This window comes from Allorhodopirellula solitaria (genome assembly GCF_007859855.1).
GTDB lineage: Bacteria > Planctomycetota > Planctomycetia > Pirellulales > Pirellulaceae > Rhodopirellula > Rhodopirellula solitaria.
Map to the genome: position 1 here is coordinate 72060 of NZ_SJPK01000014.1, position 16954 is coordinate 89013.

At 56.7% G+C, this 16954-nt stretch carries 17 protein-coding genes; 12 read left to right on the top strand and 5 right to left on the bottom strand.

Annotated features, from left to right (window positions below; genetic code table 11):
* Positions 1–293 precede the first annotated feature (293 nt).
* The 3 genes from CA85_RS20235 to CA85_RS20245 all read right to left on the bottom strand — a co-directional run bounded on the left by CA85_RS20235 (position 294) and on the right by CA85_RS20245 (position 2909).
* Positions 294–1622, bottom strand: a complete 1329-nt coding sequence (locus CA85_RS20235) for a transposase (protein WP_146393173.1) — start codon at positions 1620–1622, stop codon at positions 294–296.
* Between the two features lie 97 nt (positions 1623–1719).
* A complete protein-coding gene (locus tag CA85_RS20240) occupies positions 1720–2526 on the bottom strand; it encodes a hypothetical protein (protein WP_146393174.1) in 807 nt (268 codons plus the stop codon).
* 179 nt (positions 2527–2705) lie between these two features.
* A complete protein-coding gene (locus CA85_RS20245) occupies positions 2706–2909 on the bottom strand; it encodes a hypothetical protein (RefSeq protein ID WP_146393175.1) in 204 nt (67 codons plus the stop codon).
* Positions 2910–3242: 333 nt separating this feature from the next.
* Here CA85_RS20245 and CA85_RS20250 point away from each other — a divergent pair, with 333 nt between their 5' ends.
* Both CA85_RS20250 and CA85_RS20255 read left to right on the top strand, forming a co-directional pair.
* Positions 3243–4478, top strand: a complete 1236-nt coding sequence (locus CA85_RS20250) for a DUF1559 domain-containing protein (RefSeq protein WP_146393176.1) — start codon at positions 3243–3245, stop codon at positions 4476–4478.
* Positions 4479–4738: 260 nt separating this feature from the next.
* On the top strand, positions 4739–4942 hold the full coding sequence (locus CA85_RS20255) for a peptidylprolyl isomerase (protein WP_146393177.1): 204 nt from the start codon (positions 4739–4741) through the stop codon (positions 4940–4942).
* A 92-nt stretch (positions 4943–5034) separates the two neighbouring features.
* Here CA85_RS20255 and CA85_RS20260 read toward each other — a convergent pair whose 3' ends face one another.
* Positions 5035–5898 (bottom strand): class I SAM-dependent methyltransferase, encoded by an 864-nt coding sequence (locus CA85_RS20260; protein WP_246113013.1) that lies wholly within the window; start codon positions 5896–5898, stop codon positions 5035–5037.
* Positions 5895–6455: a DinB family protein gene (locus CA85_RS20265; RefSeq protein WP_186775086.1), complete on the bottom strand. Its 561-nt coding sequence runs from the start codon at positions 6453–6455 to the stop codon at positions 5895–5897. Before CA85_RS20265 ends, CA85_RS20260 begins: the two co-directional genes overlap by 4 nt.
* 405 nt (positions 6456–6860) lie before the next feature.
* Between CA85_RS20265 and atpE the strand changes: the two genes are divergently transcribed.
* The 10 genes from atpE (at position 6861) to CA85_RS20315 (ending at position 16940) form a co-directional block, all read left to right on the top strand.
* The gene (gene atpE / locus CA85_RS20270; RefSeq protein ID WP_146393178.1) at positions 6861–7118 is read left to right on the top strand and encodes an ATP synthase F0 subunit C; all 258 of its coding nucleotides are present in this window, start codon (positions 6861–6863) and stop codon (positions 7116–7118) included.
* A 100-nt stretch (positions 7119–7218) separates the two neighbouring features.
* Complete coding sequence (locus tag CA85_RS20275) at positions 7219–7920, top strand: F0F1 ATP synthase subunit B family protein (protein WP_146393179.1); 702 nt, start codon at positions 7219–7221, stop codon at positions 7918–7920.
* A 95-nt stretch (positions 7921–8015) separates the two neighbouring features.
* Complete coding sequence (gene atpH, locus CA85_RS20280) at positions 8016–8636, top strand: ATP synthase F1 subunit delta (protein ID WP_146393180.1); 621 nt, start codon at positions 8016–8018, stop codon at positions 8634–8636.
* A 141-nt stretch (positions 8637–8777) separates the two neighbouring features.
* On the top strand, positions 8778–10295 hold the full coding sequence (gene atpA, locus CA85_RS20285; RefSeq protein WP_146393181.1) for a F0F1 ATP synthase subunit alpha: 1518 nt from the start codon (positions 8778–8780) through the stop codon (positions 10293–10295).
* Positions 10296–10301: 6 nt separating this feature from the next.
* Positions 10302–11201 (top strand): ATP synthase F1 subunit gamma, encoded by a 900-nt coding sequence (gene atpG / locus CA85_RS20290; protein WP_146393182.1) that lies wholly within the window; start codon positions 10302–10304, stop codon positions 11199–11201.
* 141 nt (positions 11202–11342) lie between these two features.
* Positions 11343–12791 (top strand): F0F1 ATP synthase subunit beta, encoded by a 1449-nt coding sequence (atpD, locus tag CA85_RS20295; protein ID WP_146393183.1) that lies wholly within the window; start codon positions 11343–11345, stop codon positions 12789–12791.
* Between the two features lie 3 nt (positions 12792–12794).
* Complete coding sequence (gene atpC / locus CA85_RS20300) at positions 12795–13181, top strand: ATP synthase F1 subunit epsilon (RefSeq protein ID WP_146393184.1); 387 nt, start codon at positions 12795–12797, stop codon at positions 13179–13181.
* Positions 13182–13282: 101 nt separating this feature from the next.
* On the top strand, positions 13283–14197 hold the full coding sequence (locus tag CA85_RS20305; RefSeq protein ID WP_146393185.1) for a cation diffusion facilitator family transporter: 915 nt from the start codon (positions 13283–13285) through the stop codon (positions 14195–14197).
* 188 nt (positions 14198–14385) lie between these two features.
* Positions 14386–15735, top strand: coding sequence for a phosphoglucosamine mutase (gene glmM, locus CA85_RS20310; protein WP_146393186.1), 1350 nt, complete (start codon positions 14386–14388; stop codon positions 15733–15735).
* 68 nt (positions 15736–15803) lie between these two features.
* Entirely contained in the window at positions 15804–16940 is a 1137-nt protein-coding gene (locus CA85_RS20315) for an ATP-grasp domain-containing protein (protein ID WP_146393187.1), read from the top strand.
* Positions 16941–16954: the final 14 nt, after the last annotated feature.

Below are 16954 nucleotides of genomic sequence, written 5' to 3' on the forward strand. Positions count from 1 at the left end.
CAGTCCGATACAGGTTGGGGAGCGAACTTTCAGGGAACTGACACCAGCAGTTCCCGGCGGAACCCATCCGTTGGGTGGATAGGCCGCAGGCGAACCGCAATGGTTGAGTTTTGGAGGGTGTGATCGGTGATGTTGCTCCGATTGTGGGCGTCGAGCAGCGCTGTTTCGACTANTTGGAGCCAACAGGACGAGAAAANGATGGTCTTCGCGGCCCTCGGCGCGTACCCCGAGCATCGAATCCCGGTGGGATTGCTTTTCTGACGCCCAACGCTCGACTTCCCCATCACATGACTTTAGGGCGGCAAGAATCGATACCGACAGCGATCACTTAGCAAAGCCTCGAGTATCTCGCGGTAACTGCGAAAGATGAACGAGTCGACGGCACTGCGAAGTCGGAACCAAAGACTACGGCGCGAACCCAATTTAGAAAGCACTGCTTGAAACAACGGACAGCATGCTTGCTGAACTTGATCGATCAAGAACGCAAGCATCATCAAGAGCATCAGAACCGTTGATAAGTTCTGCGTGCCGTGGCCATAGTTGTGCTCGAAGTTGTAACCTTGGTTCTTGAGTGTGTTGAAAGTCTCATTCTCGATTCGCCAACGGCAACGTCCCCCAGCAGCGATCTGTAAAACCGTTGCGCGAGTGACGGCGTGATCGGTCACCCAGCTGAACATGGATTTGATGTTCCCATCGCTCGTCAAGTCAGCTTGCCCGACATAGTTCACGAGCACGTCAGGATTGCTCTTGTTCAGTGGCAGCTGCTTGGCCCACTGGGTCTCGCGGTAGGAACCCTTCTGATCAATCTTTGCAGTTCGAATACTGTGCAATTGCGAATCGTCTCCGGCATCGATCACTTGATCAAACAGATGCTTGTGATCGCCCGGTTTGGCACCCAGGATGTAGTGGTAGCCGAATTCTTCGAGGTCAGCGATATGCGGCGCATTGCTTGCCAAACCGTCTTCGGTGACTGTTAGCTTGAGTTTGGGGTGTTGCTTCTTGATTCGTTTGAGTAACCGCCGTGTGGCGTTTCGCTCACAGTCGTTCTTGGTTTCTCCATCTTGTTTAATGATCGGTTCGATCGCCAACGGAATCACTTCGCTACGCTCTGGATGGATCAAGACCGCCGCAACGCCTTGGTGGGCGTATTTCGTTTTTCCGTCTTTGGATTTCTTAACTAGGCAACTCGGGCAGCAGATCTTCGAGGAACTAAAAAAACCGGTGCCGTCGATCGCCAGCAAGTACCCTCCGTCAAGGTATCGAAACGACTTGAGCACCCCACCGCGTTGGAGTTCAGCAAAGATGTCAGCAAAGGCTTCGTTGAGGTGTTCGACATCGACGGGGTCGAGGATCTCTCGCATTTGCGAATCGCTTGGGATCTTCTTGATATTGAAGATGCTTTTGAGTGATGGATCGTCTTTTCGATCTTCGAACGCGAGCAGGGATGGATCCTTGAAGACGAACATGGCCAGAGCGCTCATCATCACATCGACCAGCGGGTAGGTGACGTTGGCGTCTTTCCGATCATCTTGGACAGCTTCGAATCGATTCCGCAGCAGCTTGAAGAGTGCATCGGCGGACAGGAACCGTCGAGTTCTCGGAGAAAGCGTACGATCTGCCATGACGAAAGTGCTCCATGCCTAGGGATTTTGGAGTTCCCATGATAGGAAATCCGCGAAATTTCGGCAGCCCACGTCCCATCGAAATCATGGCGAAGTGCTAGCAAATGCCGACCCCGCAAAACACGGTGTTTTTAACGCCGCCGGGAATCGCTGCCGTCGAATCGAGTAATTTCTGGCGTTGCTCATCATCATAATTCAGATTCTTCGCGATCCCATCGCGAAGAAGCAGGATGCCTACACCCCACTGAATCTCTGGACCCAGGTTCATATGTCGAGCTTTGGTCTTGGGCTTCGGCGGAGGCAAATGACCGAGTTTGCTTTGTCGCAAGCGGTTGCCAGTGGCACAGCTCTGCTTGCGATACTCACCCCACTTCTCTTGGCGTTCGAGAATCTTCTTGATCAAGCGTGATATCTTGTGGACGATATCGATACATCGAACAGGAGCATGTTCGCCCAGGCAAAGCACATTGAATCCACCGCTAATATCGGAGCCTTCATCGGATACGACGGCCATCGGATGACCGTATCGACTCGCCAGATCGGTAAAGTGACCTCCCATGATTTCCCCGTTGGATTTCTCCATCGGAAGCATTTCTAGCACCTGCATGTCGGTGCATTGCAGCGGACGACGAAGCTGTTGAAATTCTGAGAGTGGAATTCCCAACACAACCATGCAGAGTTGATGCCCAACCTGGATCGTATGATCGACAATCCACACCCAATCGGTCAGCTTCGCTTTGGCTCGATTAAGTTCATACAGCCCAATCCGGAGCAAATGATTGCGAACGGTATTATGGCACGGCCCAGCGAGAAGTCGGCCACGATAGATTTCTTCGCTAATCTCAATCGATTTCGCAGCTCCGCGTAGACTGGTTGCCGCCCGGAGCATCAATTGCAACCCCATCAGAACGATCAAAACCGGGAACGAACTGCCTCGCACACGTCTCTCCGAGAAGGAGACGATGGACAGTTGCTGTTCGCTGGGTTGAGGTGCTAGGCACAATTCATCCGCGATCGGCTGACGCCATAAAATCAATCCGCTGCCTGGTTGCGGTGAAGGCAGTTCGGGACACTGCTCAGGCGTTAGCTTTTTTTTAGATCTTGGCTGTCGCGAAACTTCTGTCGCCACTGATTGCGACTGGCTTCGACAGCTCGGACTTGGTTTTCGAGAACGCGACACCGCGTCATCAGCATCCGATACTTCGTCTTCCACAAATCGCGGCTTTCGGTGAGCCGGGAGATTTTACGAGAAATGGGCGTCGATGCGTCGGAGCGAGCGGCAGGCATTGAGCAATCCATTGCGAGGTTGGGACGACACGAATATCTTGACAAGAAATCGCTCGGGCGCAAACACCAATTTTCAATGTCAACCCCAAAGATTGAACAGCCCATGCTTAGCCTGGCAACTGCACTCCACCGGCAATCGGCTTCACGCAGGAACTGTCAGTCACGCCAGCACTGCGGGGAAATCCACATCTTTATGCATTGACAACGTTAAACGACCTTGCCATAATGCACTCGGGGCGGGGTAATCGGAACAATGGTGTCACCTTTCCCTGCTAAGTCGGCGTGTGTCGATTTACCTGTCTTATTTTGTCTTGATAGTTGAGGTTTCTTTACATGGCGATACAAATTCGTGGGCGTGCTAGGCGCGCATTCACCCTCGTGGAATTGCTGGTGGTGATTGCCATTATTGGTGTGCTGGTGGGACTGTTGCTGCCTGCGGTGCAAGCCGCTCGCGAAGCCGCTCGTCGCATGAGTTGTAGCAACAACATGAAACAACTGGGCTTAGCAATTCACAACTACCACAGTGCATTCAACGCGTTGCCAGTCAACGGTGGTGGAACGGACAATACGGCTGGCAGTCAAATCACATCCAACGGCAATGCGGGTAATGGCCGACGAATTAGTTGGCTGATTCCAATCCTGCCTTATATCGAGCAGCAGGCGATGTGGCAGCAGATTTCAAATCCGATGGATAGCGATGCCGATGGCACGGTCGACTATCCGGCAATGGGACCACGAGCCTGGGAGCAAAATTACACTCCATGGATGACTGACATCGGTGCCTATCGCTGCCCCAGCGATCCTGGTACGGGTGCTCCGGCTATGGGGCGGTCAAACTATGCCTGCAGTTATGGCGATAGCTTGCACTACAGCGACCAAGGACCACTTTCAGCAACGAACGGATTCTTCCACGAGAACGGCGGAAATGCGAGCCAGGTCCAACAGGGTAATCGGGGCTTTTTCGTTTTTCGCTGGACTTGCCAGGGCGTCCAGGGGCTTGGCAACGGTCGATCACGCCCCGCTATGCAATTCCGCGACATTACTGACGGGCTGAGCAATACGATTATGCTGGCGGAAATGGCGACGCATACCGATCCTAGGCGCATTACCACTGATGCTGCAGTCGGGCCTGGGAATAGGCCGCTAGGATCAGATCCAGGCTGGGCACAGACCGTCGGAGCAACTGATCCTCAACGCCCGCAGTTCTGGGCCGATGCGACCGATTCAATTGTAAGGCGAACTGCGTCTTACGGCCGGGGCTATCGATGGGCTGATGCCGCCCAGATTTATTCCGTCGTCAATACTATATTGCCACCGAACCGAGAGTGCGTCCTTCCCGGCACAGCAGATTCAGGATGGGCTGTCGTGCCGCCAAGCAGCAATCACCAAGGTGGTGTTCATCTCGTTATGGGCGATGGGGCCATCAAGTTTGTCACCGATAGCATTGAAGCCGGCAACTCACACGCTGAAGTGATCTGGTCTGAGAACTCTCCGGGGGCTGAATCGCCATACGGTGTCTGGGGAGCAATGGGGACCCGAAATGCAAAAGAGGTGTTTGAAGCCCCCTAGGATCCGCAACTTCCGCTGGCGGAGGCGTCCATTACCTTGGTGCGAGCCTCACTTTTTGTGGCAGCCGTCATCATGATCTACCACATTCTGCTCGGCAAAAATAAACTGCCTTGTGGCGCAGTTCAAACGCCCTTGCCTGACAAAATCTGATGCGGCAGTGGTAATTTCAATTTGCCGGGATTACCCCAACGGCACATTGATCTCCAACAGCCCCTTTCTTTAATTTCACCATACCCCCTTTTCTTGAATCGCTACGCAAAATGAATACACTCACCTTTTTCCGCATTTGCAGGCTGTCCTTGCTTGTGCTGCTTGTACCTGCCTATGCGATCTCCGTTTCAGGCTGCGGTGGCTCCGGCAACACGGTTGTTGAACCTGGTGATGGGTCGATGACCGAGCAGGACATGATTGATTATGAAGAACAAGTTCAGGCGGAGGCAGACAAATACAAGAAGGGTTATTAGCCAAATTGGCTCCTGGCTTTTTCGGTCGCGATTGCGGAACTCAGCATTGAAACTGGCCTCTGCAATTGATCTGGTCAGGAATTTTACTCCCACTATCGCCTGCGGAGCACGTAGACGACATCTTCGGTGGCGGCATCGACTTCGATGGGAGAGTCGATGTCGTAGCTGAAATCATGGGTGGCGACGCACTCCCATTTGCCACTGGCGTCGATCAGCCGCCGCATTTGCACGGGCGTGTAGCTGCGCAGTCTCAGGACGTCGTTGATACGAAAGCTATCGCTCGGTGTATGGACGTCGAACCGAATGCCGAATTGCTCCAGGCGTTTCTGTTTGTTGCGGTCGATTGTCCACATGTGCGTATTGATCGCCAGGTGCCCGCGACGCGCCGACCAGCTCTCGGTTTCGCTCGGCGGCACTGTGGTCGGGGTCAGGTGTACACCGAGCAAGTAGATTCCGCCCGGGCGAACGATCTCAGCCATGCACTCGAGATGTCCCCGCGCCTCGGCTTCGCTGCCGACATGGCGAAAGCTATTGATGGTGTTCAGCGCCACTCCGACCGGACCTGATTGACTGCGTGACTTGGGGAGCACCCCTCTGAAATCGCGGCGTGAAAAATCGCACATGTCCGCCACGATCGCGGCGGCAGGGAAGCCGTGCCGTTGCAGGCGTTGATTGCAAAAGGCAACCGCCTTTTCATTAAGGTCCAATCCGCAAACATCGAGTCCGCGCCGCGCCAGTGCAAAGAGCAGTCGCCCCGTCCCGCAGGCAGGCTCGAAATACCATCCCGGCTCGCCGCTGCCGTAGGCTTGCTCGCAGGCGAGGATGAACTTCGTTTCCGCAGCGACATCGGCGCCGAACACAAGGTCGTAATACTTCGGGTGGTCATAGATGGATTCGTCCACGGTCCGGATCGCCGCTGAGAATAGCTCGTCATCGAACTGGTCATCTTCGCTCATCGGATGGGATCCAGCCCGAGGGCACGGCGCGTCAAGCCGATCTGCCCTGCATGGAGGGTCTCGTGCATTGGACAGAACAGAATCGCACCTATTTTACAGGGATAGACTGCATAGGGCATATCGACGGGATCGAGCAGCGTCGAGCGATCAATCCGAGACACCTCCTGCACCGCGGATCGGTGCACCTGGTCAAGTTTCGCCATCAGCGCGTCGGCAGTGGGGCCCCCTTCGGCAGACGGAGGCGGCGTGCTGCCTCGGCCGAATGCTTTGCGAAAGCGTCCGGGAATCAATTCCAAATCGTCGGGGTGGCGGCCACGCATGCGGAACATCATCAAGCCGTATTGACTGACGGCGAGGTGACCGATCTGCCAAGCGATGTTCGTGACGCCGCCGGGAGGAATTTCGTACCAACGATCCTGAGGGGTGGCCTCGAGCAATTCCACGGTGTATCGACGGGCAAACTCTAACTGGCCCAGTGCCGAGCGCAGCATGATGGCAGCCTCGTCGATGCTCGGCAGCGGAACGGGGTCAGGATCGCCGGGAGATTGAGTGTTCATGGGCACCGTTGTAATGCCCCGGCCGAATGCTGTCACGTCGGGGAGGGACGGAGTCCTAACGCACTGCTTGCGTGCTCCTATCACCGCCGAGGGCTAGGCAAGAGCGAGTAGGCCAACAGCGACGGGCGGGGCCCGGGGCTGCGAATTGCGTGTCATATTGTCGCAGAGCGTTCAGAACACGCGGGAAAAGCGAATTATTGCTAAATTCAACGTCTTAGCCCCATCGACGCCCCCCCCTTATTCTCTTTATGATTTGCCTTCTTAATGAATCTCGGGCGGGGCTTCCATCTCACGCTGATCGAATGACCCTACAGTGTTATCGACGGCAGCGGAATGTTTTCCGATCGATTACCTGACCACTGACCCTACTTTTACCCGCTCAAAAATTTACGGAGCTCTTTGAAGATGTTGGAAATGGCAATGATTTTGGCCCAGTCTGTCGCGAATGACTTCGGACGCATGGGTCTCGGTATCGGTATCGGCTTGATCGTCATTGGTGCTGCAGTCGGCATCGGTCGCATCGGTGGAAACGCGGTAGACGCGATGTCCCGCCAGCCTGAAGCGGGCGGTCGGATTCAGACAGCGATGATTATCGCGGCGGCACTGATCGAAGGTGTTACCGTGATCGCGCTTGTGTTCATCCTGCTCTGCCGGTCCGCTTAGTCTCGGGTTGTTCCTTGACTTGGAGTCCTTGCCGCCGCAGTCGCCTGCGGTTGGCACGGTTCGTATCCCCTGCCCTGATTGTTTGTCACTGAGCTGATCGATGAAACGCTTTCTCGCCCTTTGTCTGATGACCTGCCTGAGCCTCCCGGCGTTGTCGGGAACGGCAATATTGACAGTAGGTCTGTCGGGTGCCGCCATGCTGGTCTCTCCAACGCCCGCTTTCGCTGACGTCGAGGAAGATGCCGGCCTGGTTGAAACAGAAGGCGATTCGCATGCAGCAGCGGACGATCACGAGGAGCGTGCAAAGCCCCCGATCCTTTCTTTCGATTTCGGCTCAGCGTTCTGGAACCTCGTCGTCTTCGTTTGCGTGCTCGCGGTCCTATCGATTTTCGTTTGGCCCAGTGTCCTGGGCGGCTTGCAGTCTCGCGAGGATAAGATCCGCGAAGACCTCGAGACTGCCGAGAAAGCCAATGCGGAAGCTCAGGCGATCTTGGCTGGCTATCAAACCAAACTCGATGAAGCGGCAACGCAGACCCACGCCATGCTTGCCGAGGCGCGAAGCGATGCCGAGGCCAACGGCCAGCGAATCGTTGAACAGGCAAAAGTAGAAGCTGCTGCTCAGCGAGAACGAGCGGTCGCTGATATCGAAAACGCGAAGAAGGTCGCGATGGCCGATATTGCTTCTCGCACCTCGGATATGGCGATGCAAGTCGCTCGGGGCGTGGTAGGCCGTGAGCTCAATGCACAAGATCACGCGGACCTTGTCGCCAAAGCGATGAAGCGATTGCCCAGCAATAACTAACGATCACTCGTCCAAGCGGCGGCCCGTTTGCCGGGCCGTGCATCCTTGGACCGCTCCCTTGGTACTTCTTGTCGCCTTTTTGCTGAGACCCTGACGTGTCCGAATCTGTTTCCCAACCCACGACGCTCGATGTCGGTGCCGAGCAACTCGGCAAGACCTATGCCCGGGCATTGCTGGGTGTGACACAGGCAGAAGGCTCAACGGATCAAGTCCTGAGCGAGTTCAATGCGTTGTGCGACGAGGGCCTCGCGTACCACGGTCAATTGCGGGCGGCATTCGCGTCGCCTCGGATTGACTCGGCAGAAAAATGCCGAGTGCTCGACCGATTGCTCGCCGACGCCCACCCGACGTTACTGAAGTTCCTCAAGGTGATGGCGGGGCGCCAGCGTCTCGCTTATGTCACTGCGGTTCGCGATGCGATGGTGAAGTTGCATGACGAGGCCAGCGGGCGATTGCTCGCCGAGGTCCGCACAGCGGTACCGATGGACGATGGCCTCCGGGAAGCAGTAAATCAACAATTGAATTCGTATTTTAGTAAAACGGTGCGGCTGCATGAGGTCGTTGACCCCGATATTATCGGCGGACTCGTCGTTCGTGTCGGAGACACCGTGTTTGATTCATCCGTCGCTAGCCAAATCAACAAGGTTGGTGATGCGGCAGCGGCTGGATTTGCCCGCCAATTACTTGATCGACCCAGCCAATTCGTGGGTGGTTGAGCGTCGTCAGCCACCGAAGAAATCGAAGAAACCGAAGAAACAAAAGCTTCACAGCAAGCCCAGGGCGTTCCCTTCCCAGCAATGTCCTTCCCACAAACATCCCCCTCAACGTCTCAATCATTGAAATAACGGTACGGTCCAGTGAAATTCAACAGCGATGAAATCGCATCGGTCTTGCAAGCCGAGATCGAACAGTTTGACAGCAAGATCGATGTCCGCGAAGTCGGCACGGTTTTGGAAGTCGGTGACGGGATCGCCCGTGTCTACGGTCTCTCCGGCGTCATGGCTGGCGAGATGGTCGAGTTCCCCAACGGTTCGATCGGACTGGCATTCAACCTGGAAGAGAACAGCGTCGGGGTGATCATTCTCGGCGATTACCTGACCATTGAGGAAGGCGACGAAGTCAAAGCCCTCGGCACACTTCTGTCGGTGCCCGCCGGCGAAGCAGTCGTCGGTCGCGTACTCGATCCGCTCGGCAATCCACTCGACGGAAAAGGCCCCGTGCAATCGGACGTCACCCGTCCGGTCGAGATCATTGCTACCGGTGTTGCGGAGCGGAAGCCCGTCACCGAGCCGCTACAGACCGGCATCAAGGCGATCGATTCGATGACGCCGATCGGTCGCGGTCAACGGGAACTGATCATCGGTGACCGCAAGACAGGCAAAACGGCGATTGCGATCGATGCGATCCTGAACCAAAAAGGTCAGGGCGTGAAGTGTTTCTATGTCGCCATTGGCCAGAAGGATTCGGCGGTCGCCAGCGTCGTCGATGTGCTTGAACGCTATGGTGCGATGGAATACACCACCGTCATCGCTGCCGGTGCCTCCTCGCCAGCCCCACTCCAGTACATCGCTCCGTATGCTGGAACCGCGATGGCAGAGCACTTCATGTTCAACGGCGGTCATGCATTGGTCGTTTATGACGATTTGTCCAAACAAGCGACGGCCTACCGGCAGATGAGTTTGCTGATGCGTCGTCCACCGGGCAGGGAAGCCTACCCGGGTGACGTGTTCTATTGCCACAGTCGTCTACTCGAACGCTCCTCTAAGCTGTCCGATGAGCTTGGCGGTGGTTCGATCACCAGCCTGCCCATCATCGAGACTCTCGAGGGCGAGGTTTCCGCTTATATTCCCACCAACGTGATTTCGATCACCGATGGTCAGATCTACGTCCAGCCCGACTTGTTCTTCTCGGGCGTGCGACCTGCTATGAACCCGGGAATCAGCGTATCTCGCGTTGGCGGGGCCGCTCAAACCAAAGCGATGAAGAAGGTTTCCGGCGGTTTGCGTCTGCAACTTGCAGCCTTCCGGGCCCTGGAGGCGTTCGCACAGTTGGGCACGGACCTCGACGCCACGACGCAGAAGGAACTGGACCGGGGATACCGGATGGTGGAACTGCTCAAACAACCTCAGTACCAACCGCTATCGGTCGCCGAACAAGTCGTCAGTATCTATGCCGGTACCAATGGTCTGCTCGATGACGTGCCTGTCAAAGAAGTGCAACAGTTCGAGCGTGAAATGCTCGATTTCATTCACGGCAAGCACGAATCTCTGTTCAGCGACCTGACGGCGAAGCCTGAACTGAGCGACGAAATTGTAGAGCGGATTGTTGCCGCAGTGAATGAATTCAAATCGATCTACCAAGTCGGCGAAAGGTAATCGGCCATGGCCAACGCACGTGCTCTCGATAAGCGACGCAAGTCAATCCGCAACATCCGCAAGATCACGCGGACAATGGAATTGATCGCAACGGCGCGCTACAAGAAAGCGATGGATCGGGCTGCGGCCGCGACGGCGTACACCGATCAAATCACGAAAATCGTCAAGCAGCTGGCCGATGCCGGTACGGACGTGCAGCACCCGCTGCTCGAACAGCGTGACAACATCAACTCATCACGCGTGTTGGTGCTGGCAAGCAACCGTGGGCTTTGCGGCGGTTACAACGCTTCGATCCTGCGAACGGCGATGCCTCACATACGCTCACTCAATGAAGAGATGGAGAGCGTCTCCATCGATGCTTCGGGCAAACGCGGCGTCAACGGTTTGAAATTTCGCGGCATCGACGCGGACCAGCAGTTCCTGCAGTTCGAAGATCAGCCGGCATACGCCGAAGTTGAAAAGATCGCAGAAGCCTATTTGAAGCAGTACATCACCGGCCAAATCGACCGGCTCGATGTGGTCTACACCAAGTTCATCAGCACTTCGAAACAAATTGCGGTAGTGGAAACACTGCTGCCAATCGGATCGCTCGCTGATGAGTCCGACGACGCTGTGGACGATTCCGTTGGTGCAGGCAACGCCCATTCGCAATACGAGTTCCTGCCCTCGGCAGAAAGTATTCTTGAGGAGGTCGTGCCGACGAGCTTCAAAGTCAAATTGTTCAAGTGCTTCCTCGACGCAGCCGTGTCGGAGCAAGTCGCTCGGATGATTGCCATGAAGGGAGCCACAGAGAGTGCTGGCGATATGATCAAGCAGCTTTCGATGACCTACAACCGTGCTCGTCAAAGCCAAATTACGGGCGAGATCATGGAAATCATCGGCGGCGTCGAAGCCCTGGAAGGCTAACGCTTTTCCGCTGCTAGCATTTCGCTGCTAGCTCAAAGAAACAACTTACAACGAAACGGTCCAACGGGCCGGTCCATTCCCTATTTTCCGAGCTAATAGCTAGTGGCTAGCGGCTAGTAGCTAATCACGAAGAGTTTTCCCATGTCCACTGCAACTGAAAATCAAGTCGCCGGTCGTGTCTCTCAGATCATCGGATCGACCTTTGATGCTGAATTCCCCGAAGGTCACCTGCCCAAGATCTACAACGCCTTGTCGATCCGCAGCGAGCACAAAGGCGTGACGATTGACCTTGTTGGCGAAGTCCAGCAGCACCTCGGTGGCAGCCGCGTGCGAGCAATCGCGCTGGGTAGCACCGAAGGCATGATGCGGGGCATGGACGTCATCGATACGGGCAAGCCCGTGACGGTTCCTGTGGGCAAAGAAACACTCGGCCGCGTTTTCAACGTTCTCGGCCAACCCATCGACAAACGCGGTGACGTTCAAGCGGAAGATCATTGGCCGATCCACCGTCAGGCTCCGCCGCTCAATGAACTTTCGACAAACACTGAATTGTTCGAGACGGGTATCAAGGTCGTCGATTTGCTCACGCCGTTTGTTCGCGGCGGGAAAGCAGGGCTGTTCGGTGGTGCTGGACTGGGCAAGACCGTTATTTTGACCGAGCTGATCGCTCGGATCGCTAGTAGTCACGGTGGTTATTCGGTGTTCGCCGGCGTGGGCGAACGGACCCGCGAAGGCACTGACCTTTGGTTAGAAATGCAAGACACTGAGATCGGCTCGACCGGTCGAAACGTGATTGAACAGACCTGCATGGTGTTCGGTCAGATGAACGAGCCACCAGGATCGCGACTTCGCGTCGCCCTCTCCGCTTTGACCATGGCGGAGTTTTTCCGCGACACCACGGGTGCGGACACACTGTTGTTTGTCGACAATATTTTCCGTTTCTCCCAGGCTGGGTCGGAAGTATCGGCCCTGCTCGGACGGATGCCATCCGCAGTGGGTTACCAACCGACTTTGGCGACGGAAATGGGTGCGTTGCAGGAACGGATCACGTCGACCAAACAGGGTGCGATCACGTCCGTGCAAGCTGTTTACGTGCCTGCGGATGATCCGACTGACCCGGCACCCGCGACGGCATTCGGTCAGCTCGACGCGTTCATTTACCTCGAACGTTCGATTTCTGAGAAAGGCATCTACCCCGCTATCGATCCCTTGGCGTCGAACTCGCGGATCCTCGACCCGCAATACGTCGGTGACCGGCACTACACGATCGCTCGCCGGGTGCAAACGATCCTGCAGCGGTACCGCGAACTGCAAGACATCATTGCGATTCTCGGTGTCGATGAACTCAGCGAAGAAGACAAGACCATCGTCCACCGCGCCCGTCGAATTGAGCGATTCCTATCGCAACCTTTCCTCGTCGCGGAAGTCTTCATTGGCAAGCCCGGTGAGATCACCTCGCTGGCTGATACGATTCGTAGTTTCGAAGAGATCTGCGACGGCAAGTGGGACCACCTGCCCGAGCAAGCCTTCATGTATGTCGGTGCGATCGAGCAAGCCGAAGCACAAGCCAAGAAGATGGAGTCGAAATAACCGATGTCTATTCGATGTGTCGTGGTCACGCCCGAGAGAACCGAGCTTGACCGGGAAGCGGAGTTCGTGGCCCTACCGATGTATGATGGTGAACTCGGCGTGCAACCGGGACGCGCACCGATTATCGGGCGGCTCGGCTATGGCGTGCTTCGATTGCAAACCAATGCCGGCCCGCAGCGGTACTTTGTTGATGGCGGTTTTGCGCAAGTCGAGTCGGACGTGGTCAACGTCTTGACCGCCCGCGCCATCGCCGTTGATTCACTGCAAGCAGACGAAGCGGCGCAGGCTCTTAGCGAAGCATTGGAATTGCCCAGCAACACGCCCGAGCTGGCGAAGATCAAGGAGACAGCGGTCCTCCGCGCCCGCGGCCAGCTGCGAGCTGCTCGTTAGGGTTGCTCTCGGCCCTCGCCAACCTTTCTGATCGCCAATCGCTATACTTGTTATCGACTCGCAGCCTAACAATCCCGTGGGCCGCATTTGGGTGAATAGCAGTGGTTGACCGGAATTCCGTTTCATCGCTTTACCGTGAAGTGACCCAGGCCGCATTGCTCGGTTTGGTCGTGAATCTCGTATTGGGTGTGGTCAAGCTTGTTGGCGGAATTTTAGGCAGCTCGTTCGCATTGATTGCCGACGCGGTCAATTCAATCGGGGATGTCGTCACCACTCTCGTCGTGCTGTTCGCGCTCCGGGTGGCGCAGCGCCCCGCCGATGCAGAGCACCCCTACGGTCACTCCCGCGCCGAGGGGATTGCCGCCTCGAACGTCGCTCTGCTGGTGATCATTTCGGCGGTATTGGTCGGTTGGGAAGCGATTCAGCGGATCTCGACCGAGCATACGGTGCCACCGGCTTGGACGTTGTGGATAGCCGGCGGCAACGTGATCATCAAAGAGGGTCTGTACCGTTACAAGGTCCAGGTGGGCAAGCGTACCGGGTCGGCTTCGATCATCGCCAATGCCTGGGATCATCGCAGCGATGCGTTATGCGCCTTGGCAGTACTGATTGGCTTGGCGGCCGTTCGGTTCGGTGGCCCACGGTTCGCTTGGGCTGACGAAGCGGCGTCACTGGTCGTCGTCGCGGCCATCGTCTGGACTGGGGTCCAGCTGTTTCGAGCCAGCGCCAGCGAACTGATGGATGTCCAAGCCAATCCAGACTTAGTCGACAGGATGCGAGCGGCAGCTGTGGAGGTCGACGGCGTCGAAAATGTGGAAACCCTCTGGGTGAGGAAGTCGGGACTGGAGTACTTCGCTGACATTCATATTGAGGTGGATCAGGCTCTAACTGTTGCGGAGGGGCATCGGATCGGGCACCGAGTCAAGGATCACTTGCTCGAACAATTCATCAGCTTGCGAGACGTGCTCGTGCATTTGGAGCCTTATCCGCACGAGCATCATCAGAATTCGCTCTGAAGGATGAAGTCGTGCGGCTGCTTGGCTTTGCGTGAATGGGTGCAGCAAACGTCGCATGCCCTCCGATTCGCAGAGGTGCCGGCCGTGGGGAATCGCAGGTCATGCTTGGCAAAATCCCACCGATGTTACATTTCCTCGCAATTCATTAGAGTAGAACGCTAATCCTCGTCCTCCACGAAAAAACTCTCATGAGCGAATTGATTATCAGTGTCAGCGGTCTGCGCGGCATCGTTGGTGAAACCTTGACCCCGGACGTGGCCTGCCGATATATCGCGAGCTTTGCAGCTTCGATTCCGCCGGGGCCGGTCGTCGTCGGGCGTGATGGACGCACAACTGGGCCTATGTTGAAGGCCGCGATTATCGCGGCGCTCAACGCCTGCGGCCGCGATGTGATTGACGCTGACGTGGCAGCGACCCCAACGATTGGGGTACTCGTCCGAGAGACGTCTGCAGCAGGCGGAGTTCAGATTTCTGCCAGTCACAACCCACCGCCGTACAACGGCATCAAGTTGTTTGGTAGTGACGGACGCGTGCTCGATGCAGAATCGGGCGGCCGAATCCGAGACGGCTTTCTCCAGGGCACCGCCGCCTGGTGTCGATACGATGCGATTGGATCGTCGCAATCAGCTGAGGATCCCCACGCCCCCCATCTCGAGAAAGTGCTCGCGACGATCGATGCGGAGCCGGTCCGCAAGGCCAAGTTCCAGGTCCTTTTAGACAGCAACCACGGCGCGGGCGGTTTGCTCGGCGTGCGATTGCTAGAATCCCTCGGATGCAAGGTTACCGCCGTTGGACAGGAGCCGACGGGGGTCTTCGCCCATGTCCCCGAACCGACCGCCTCCAATCTGACCGAGATCGCAGCACAGGTTGCCAGCAGCGGCTGCGCGATCGGGTTTTGCCAGGACCCGGATGCGGATCGATTGGCATTGATCGATGAGAATGGCCGCTATATCGGTGAAGAGGCGACCCTGGCACTGTGTGTCCAACGCGCGATGATGGTCGGTCGCACCGACGGGCCCATCGTGATCAATGGAGCCACCAGCTCGATGAGCGGACTCGTCGCGGAACAGTTCGGAGTCGAAACGCTTCGCAGTGCCGTCGGCGAAGCCAATGTCGCCGACATGATGATCGCCCACTCAGCAGCCTACGGCGGCGAAGGCAACGGTGGGCCAATTGATCCAACGGTCGGTTATGTCCGCGATAGCTTTGTCGGCATGGCGCAGATCCTCGATCTGCTCTGCCGTACCGGCAAACCGCTCAGCCAACTCGCTGACGAATTGCCTCAGCGGGCGATCCACAAAGATAAATCCGAAGTCTCGGCAAGCCAATTGCCCGAGATCCTCCGCCGCTTGCAAAATCATTTCCAGGATGCGCAAGCCGACACCAACGATGGTTTACGCCTCCAGTGGAGTGACTCCTGGCTGTTGGTCCGCGGCAGCAACACCGAGCCGATCGTCCGGATGATCGCCGAGGCGGAAACCACGGAACAAGCGAAGTCATTGTGCGATGCTGCGGCAGAGCTCATTGTTCATGAGTAGCAAGATCCCCCCGAGAGGCAGGTAGGCGACTCGGGGAACGACGCCTACTTTCAATCAAGGCAAACGGTATGCTCAACAGCGACACGTCACCTCGTTCGACCCGGCCACGAGTCTTTGTGGGGGAATATTTGTGCGGCGGCGGTATGCTCGACACCCCGCTCGACGCAATCCCTCCATCCTTGCTCCGTGAGGGAACCGCGATGTGGCGGGCGATCGTCGATGATGTGGCGCAGTGGGCGATTGTTCAAACGCCGGTAGATCCACGACTATCGCTACCAGAATCATCGCTTCAGCCATCTGACCAGACCGCGGTGCAGACCGTTGTCATGCAACCGTGTGCCGAGCCCTGGGTAGGATGGATTGATGCGGCACGGGACTGCGAGTTCGCTCTCGTCGTCATTCCGGAAAGCGATGATTTGTCGACGAAGGGAATCTCATTGATGCGGGCGGCAGGAATTCACGTGCTCGCCCCCACCGGCGGCGCGATTGGTTTGACCGTCGACAAATGGTCGACCGCGAAATGGCTGCATCAACATGACATTGCCCATCCCGATACCTGGTCACTGGAACCGCATCGTCGTGGCACCGCGGGCCGACATTACGTGCATTCTCGCCCCCACGCGGCAGGATTACTCGACACGCCGGTTCCCGGCAGCGACGTCCCGGGATTCCTCGTCAAACCGCGTGACGGCTGCGGCGCGATGGGAATTCGTTGGTTCAATGAGTTAGACGCGGCGCTAGCGTCGATGGGACAGCACGAGATCACGCAGCAGTACTTTCATGGCCGCTCTGCGTCGGTTTCCGTTGTCGCCAATGGCGAAAATGGCCGCGTGTGCATGTTGCCAGCCGTGTGGCAGAACATCGAGGAAGTGCCACACACAGCTTCACCGGAAAGCCACTTCGTCTATCTCGGCGGCAGTGGCCCGCTGCCGAGTGAACTGCAACTTCGCGCCCAGGCACTGACCTCACGCATCCTGCAAGCACTACCTGGAAAAATTTGCGGTTTCGTCGGCATCGACATGATCCTTGGCAACGACGCCAACCATGACTGCGTCATTGAGGTCAACCCGAGGCTGACGACCTCCTACATCGGCCAGCGGCAAATGACAGACGAGAACCTGACCCAGCGACTTGTAACTGAGCAGGACCATCCTCCTGCGTTCACGGTGTCACCGGAATCCGTCCACTGGGACCTCCAAAACTGAGCCGACGCCGTAAC

What these genes read in the sequence shown, in the direction of transcription:
- CA85_RS20240 (WP_146393174.1), bottom strand. Translation starts at nt 2,526, where the DNA reads ATGGGGTTGCAATTGATGCTCCGGGCGGCAACCAGTCTACGCGGAGCT.
- CA85_RS20235 (WP_146393173.1), bottom strand. Translation starts at nt 1,622, where the DNA reads ATGGCAGATCGTACGCTTTCTCCGAGAACTCGACGGTTCCTGTCCGCC.
- atpE (WP_146393178.1), top strand. Translation starts at nt 6,861, where the DNA reads ATGTTGGAAATGGCAATGATTTTGGCCCAGTCTGTCGCGAATGACTTC.
- CA85_RS20265 (WP_186775086.1), bottom strand. Translation starts at nt 6,455, where the DNA reads ATGAACACTCAATCTCCCGGCGATCCTGACCCCGTTCCGCTGCCGAGC.
- CA85_RS20255 (WP_146393177.1), top strand. Translation starts at nt 4,739, where the DNA reads ATGAATACACTCACCTTTTTCCGCATTTGCAGGCTGTCCTTGCTTGTG.
- CA85_RS20260 (WP_246113013.1), bottom strand. Translation starts at nt 5,898, where the DNA reads ATGAGCGAAGATGACCAGTTCGATGACGAGCTATTCTCAGCGGCGATC.
- CA85_RS20315 (WP_146393187.1), top strand. Translation starts at nt 15,804, where the DNA reads ATGCTCAACAGCGACACGTCACCTCGTTCGACCCGGCCACGAGTCTTT.
- atpD (WP_146393183.1), top strand. Translation starts at nt 11,343, where the DNA reads ATGTCCACTGCAACTGAAAATCAAGTCGCCGGTCGTGTCTCTCAGATC.
- glmM (WP_146393186.1), top strand. Translation starts at nt 14,386, where the DNA reads ATGAGCGAATTGATTATCAGTGTCAGCGGTCTGCGCGGCATCGTTGGT.
- CA85_RS20250 (WP_146393176.1), top strand. Translation starts at nt 3,243, where the DNA reads ATGGCGATACAAATTCGTGGGCGTGCTAGGCGCGCATTCACCCTCGTG.
- CA85_RS20245 (WP_146393175.1), bottom strand. Translation starts at nt 2,909, where the DNA reads ATGCCTGCCGCTCGCTCCGACGCATCGACGCCCATTTCTCGTAAAATC.
- atpG (WP_146393182.1), top strand. Translation starts at nt 10,302, where the DNA reads ATGGCCAACGCACGTGCTCTCGATAAGCGACGCAAGTCAATCCGCAAC.
- atpC (WP_146393184.1), top strand. Translation starts at nt 12,795, where the DNA reads ATGTCTATTCGATGTGTCGTGGTCACGCCCGAGAGAACCGAGCTTGAC.
- CA85_RS20275 (WP_146393179.1), top strand. Translation starts at nt 7,219, where the DNA reads ATGAAACGCTTTCTCGCCCTTTGTCTGATGACCTGCCTGAGCCTCCCG.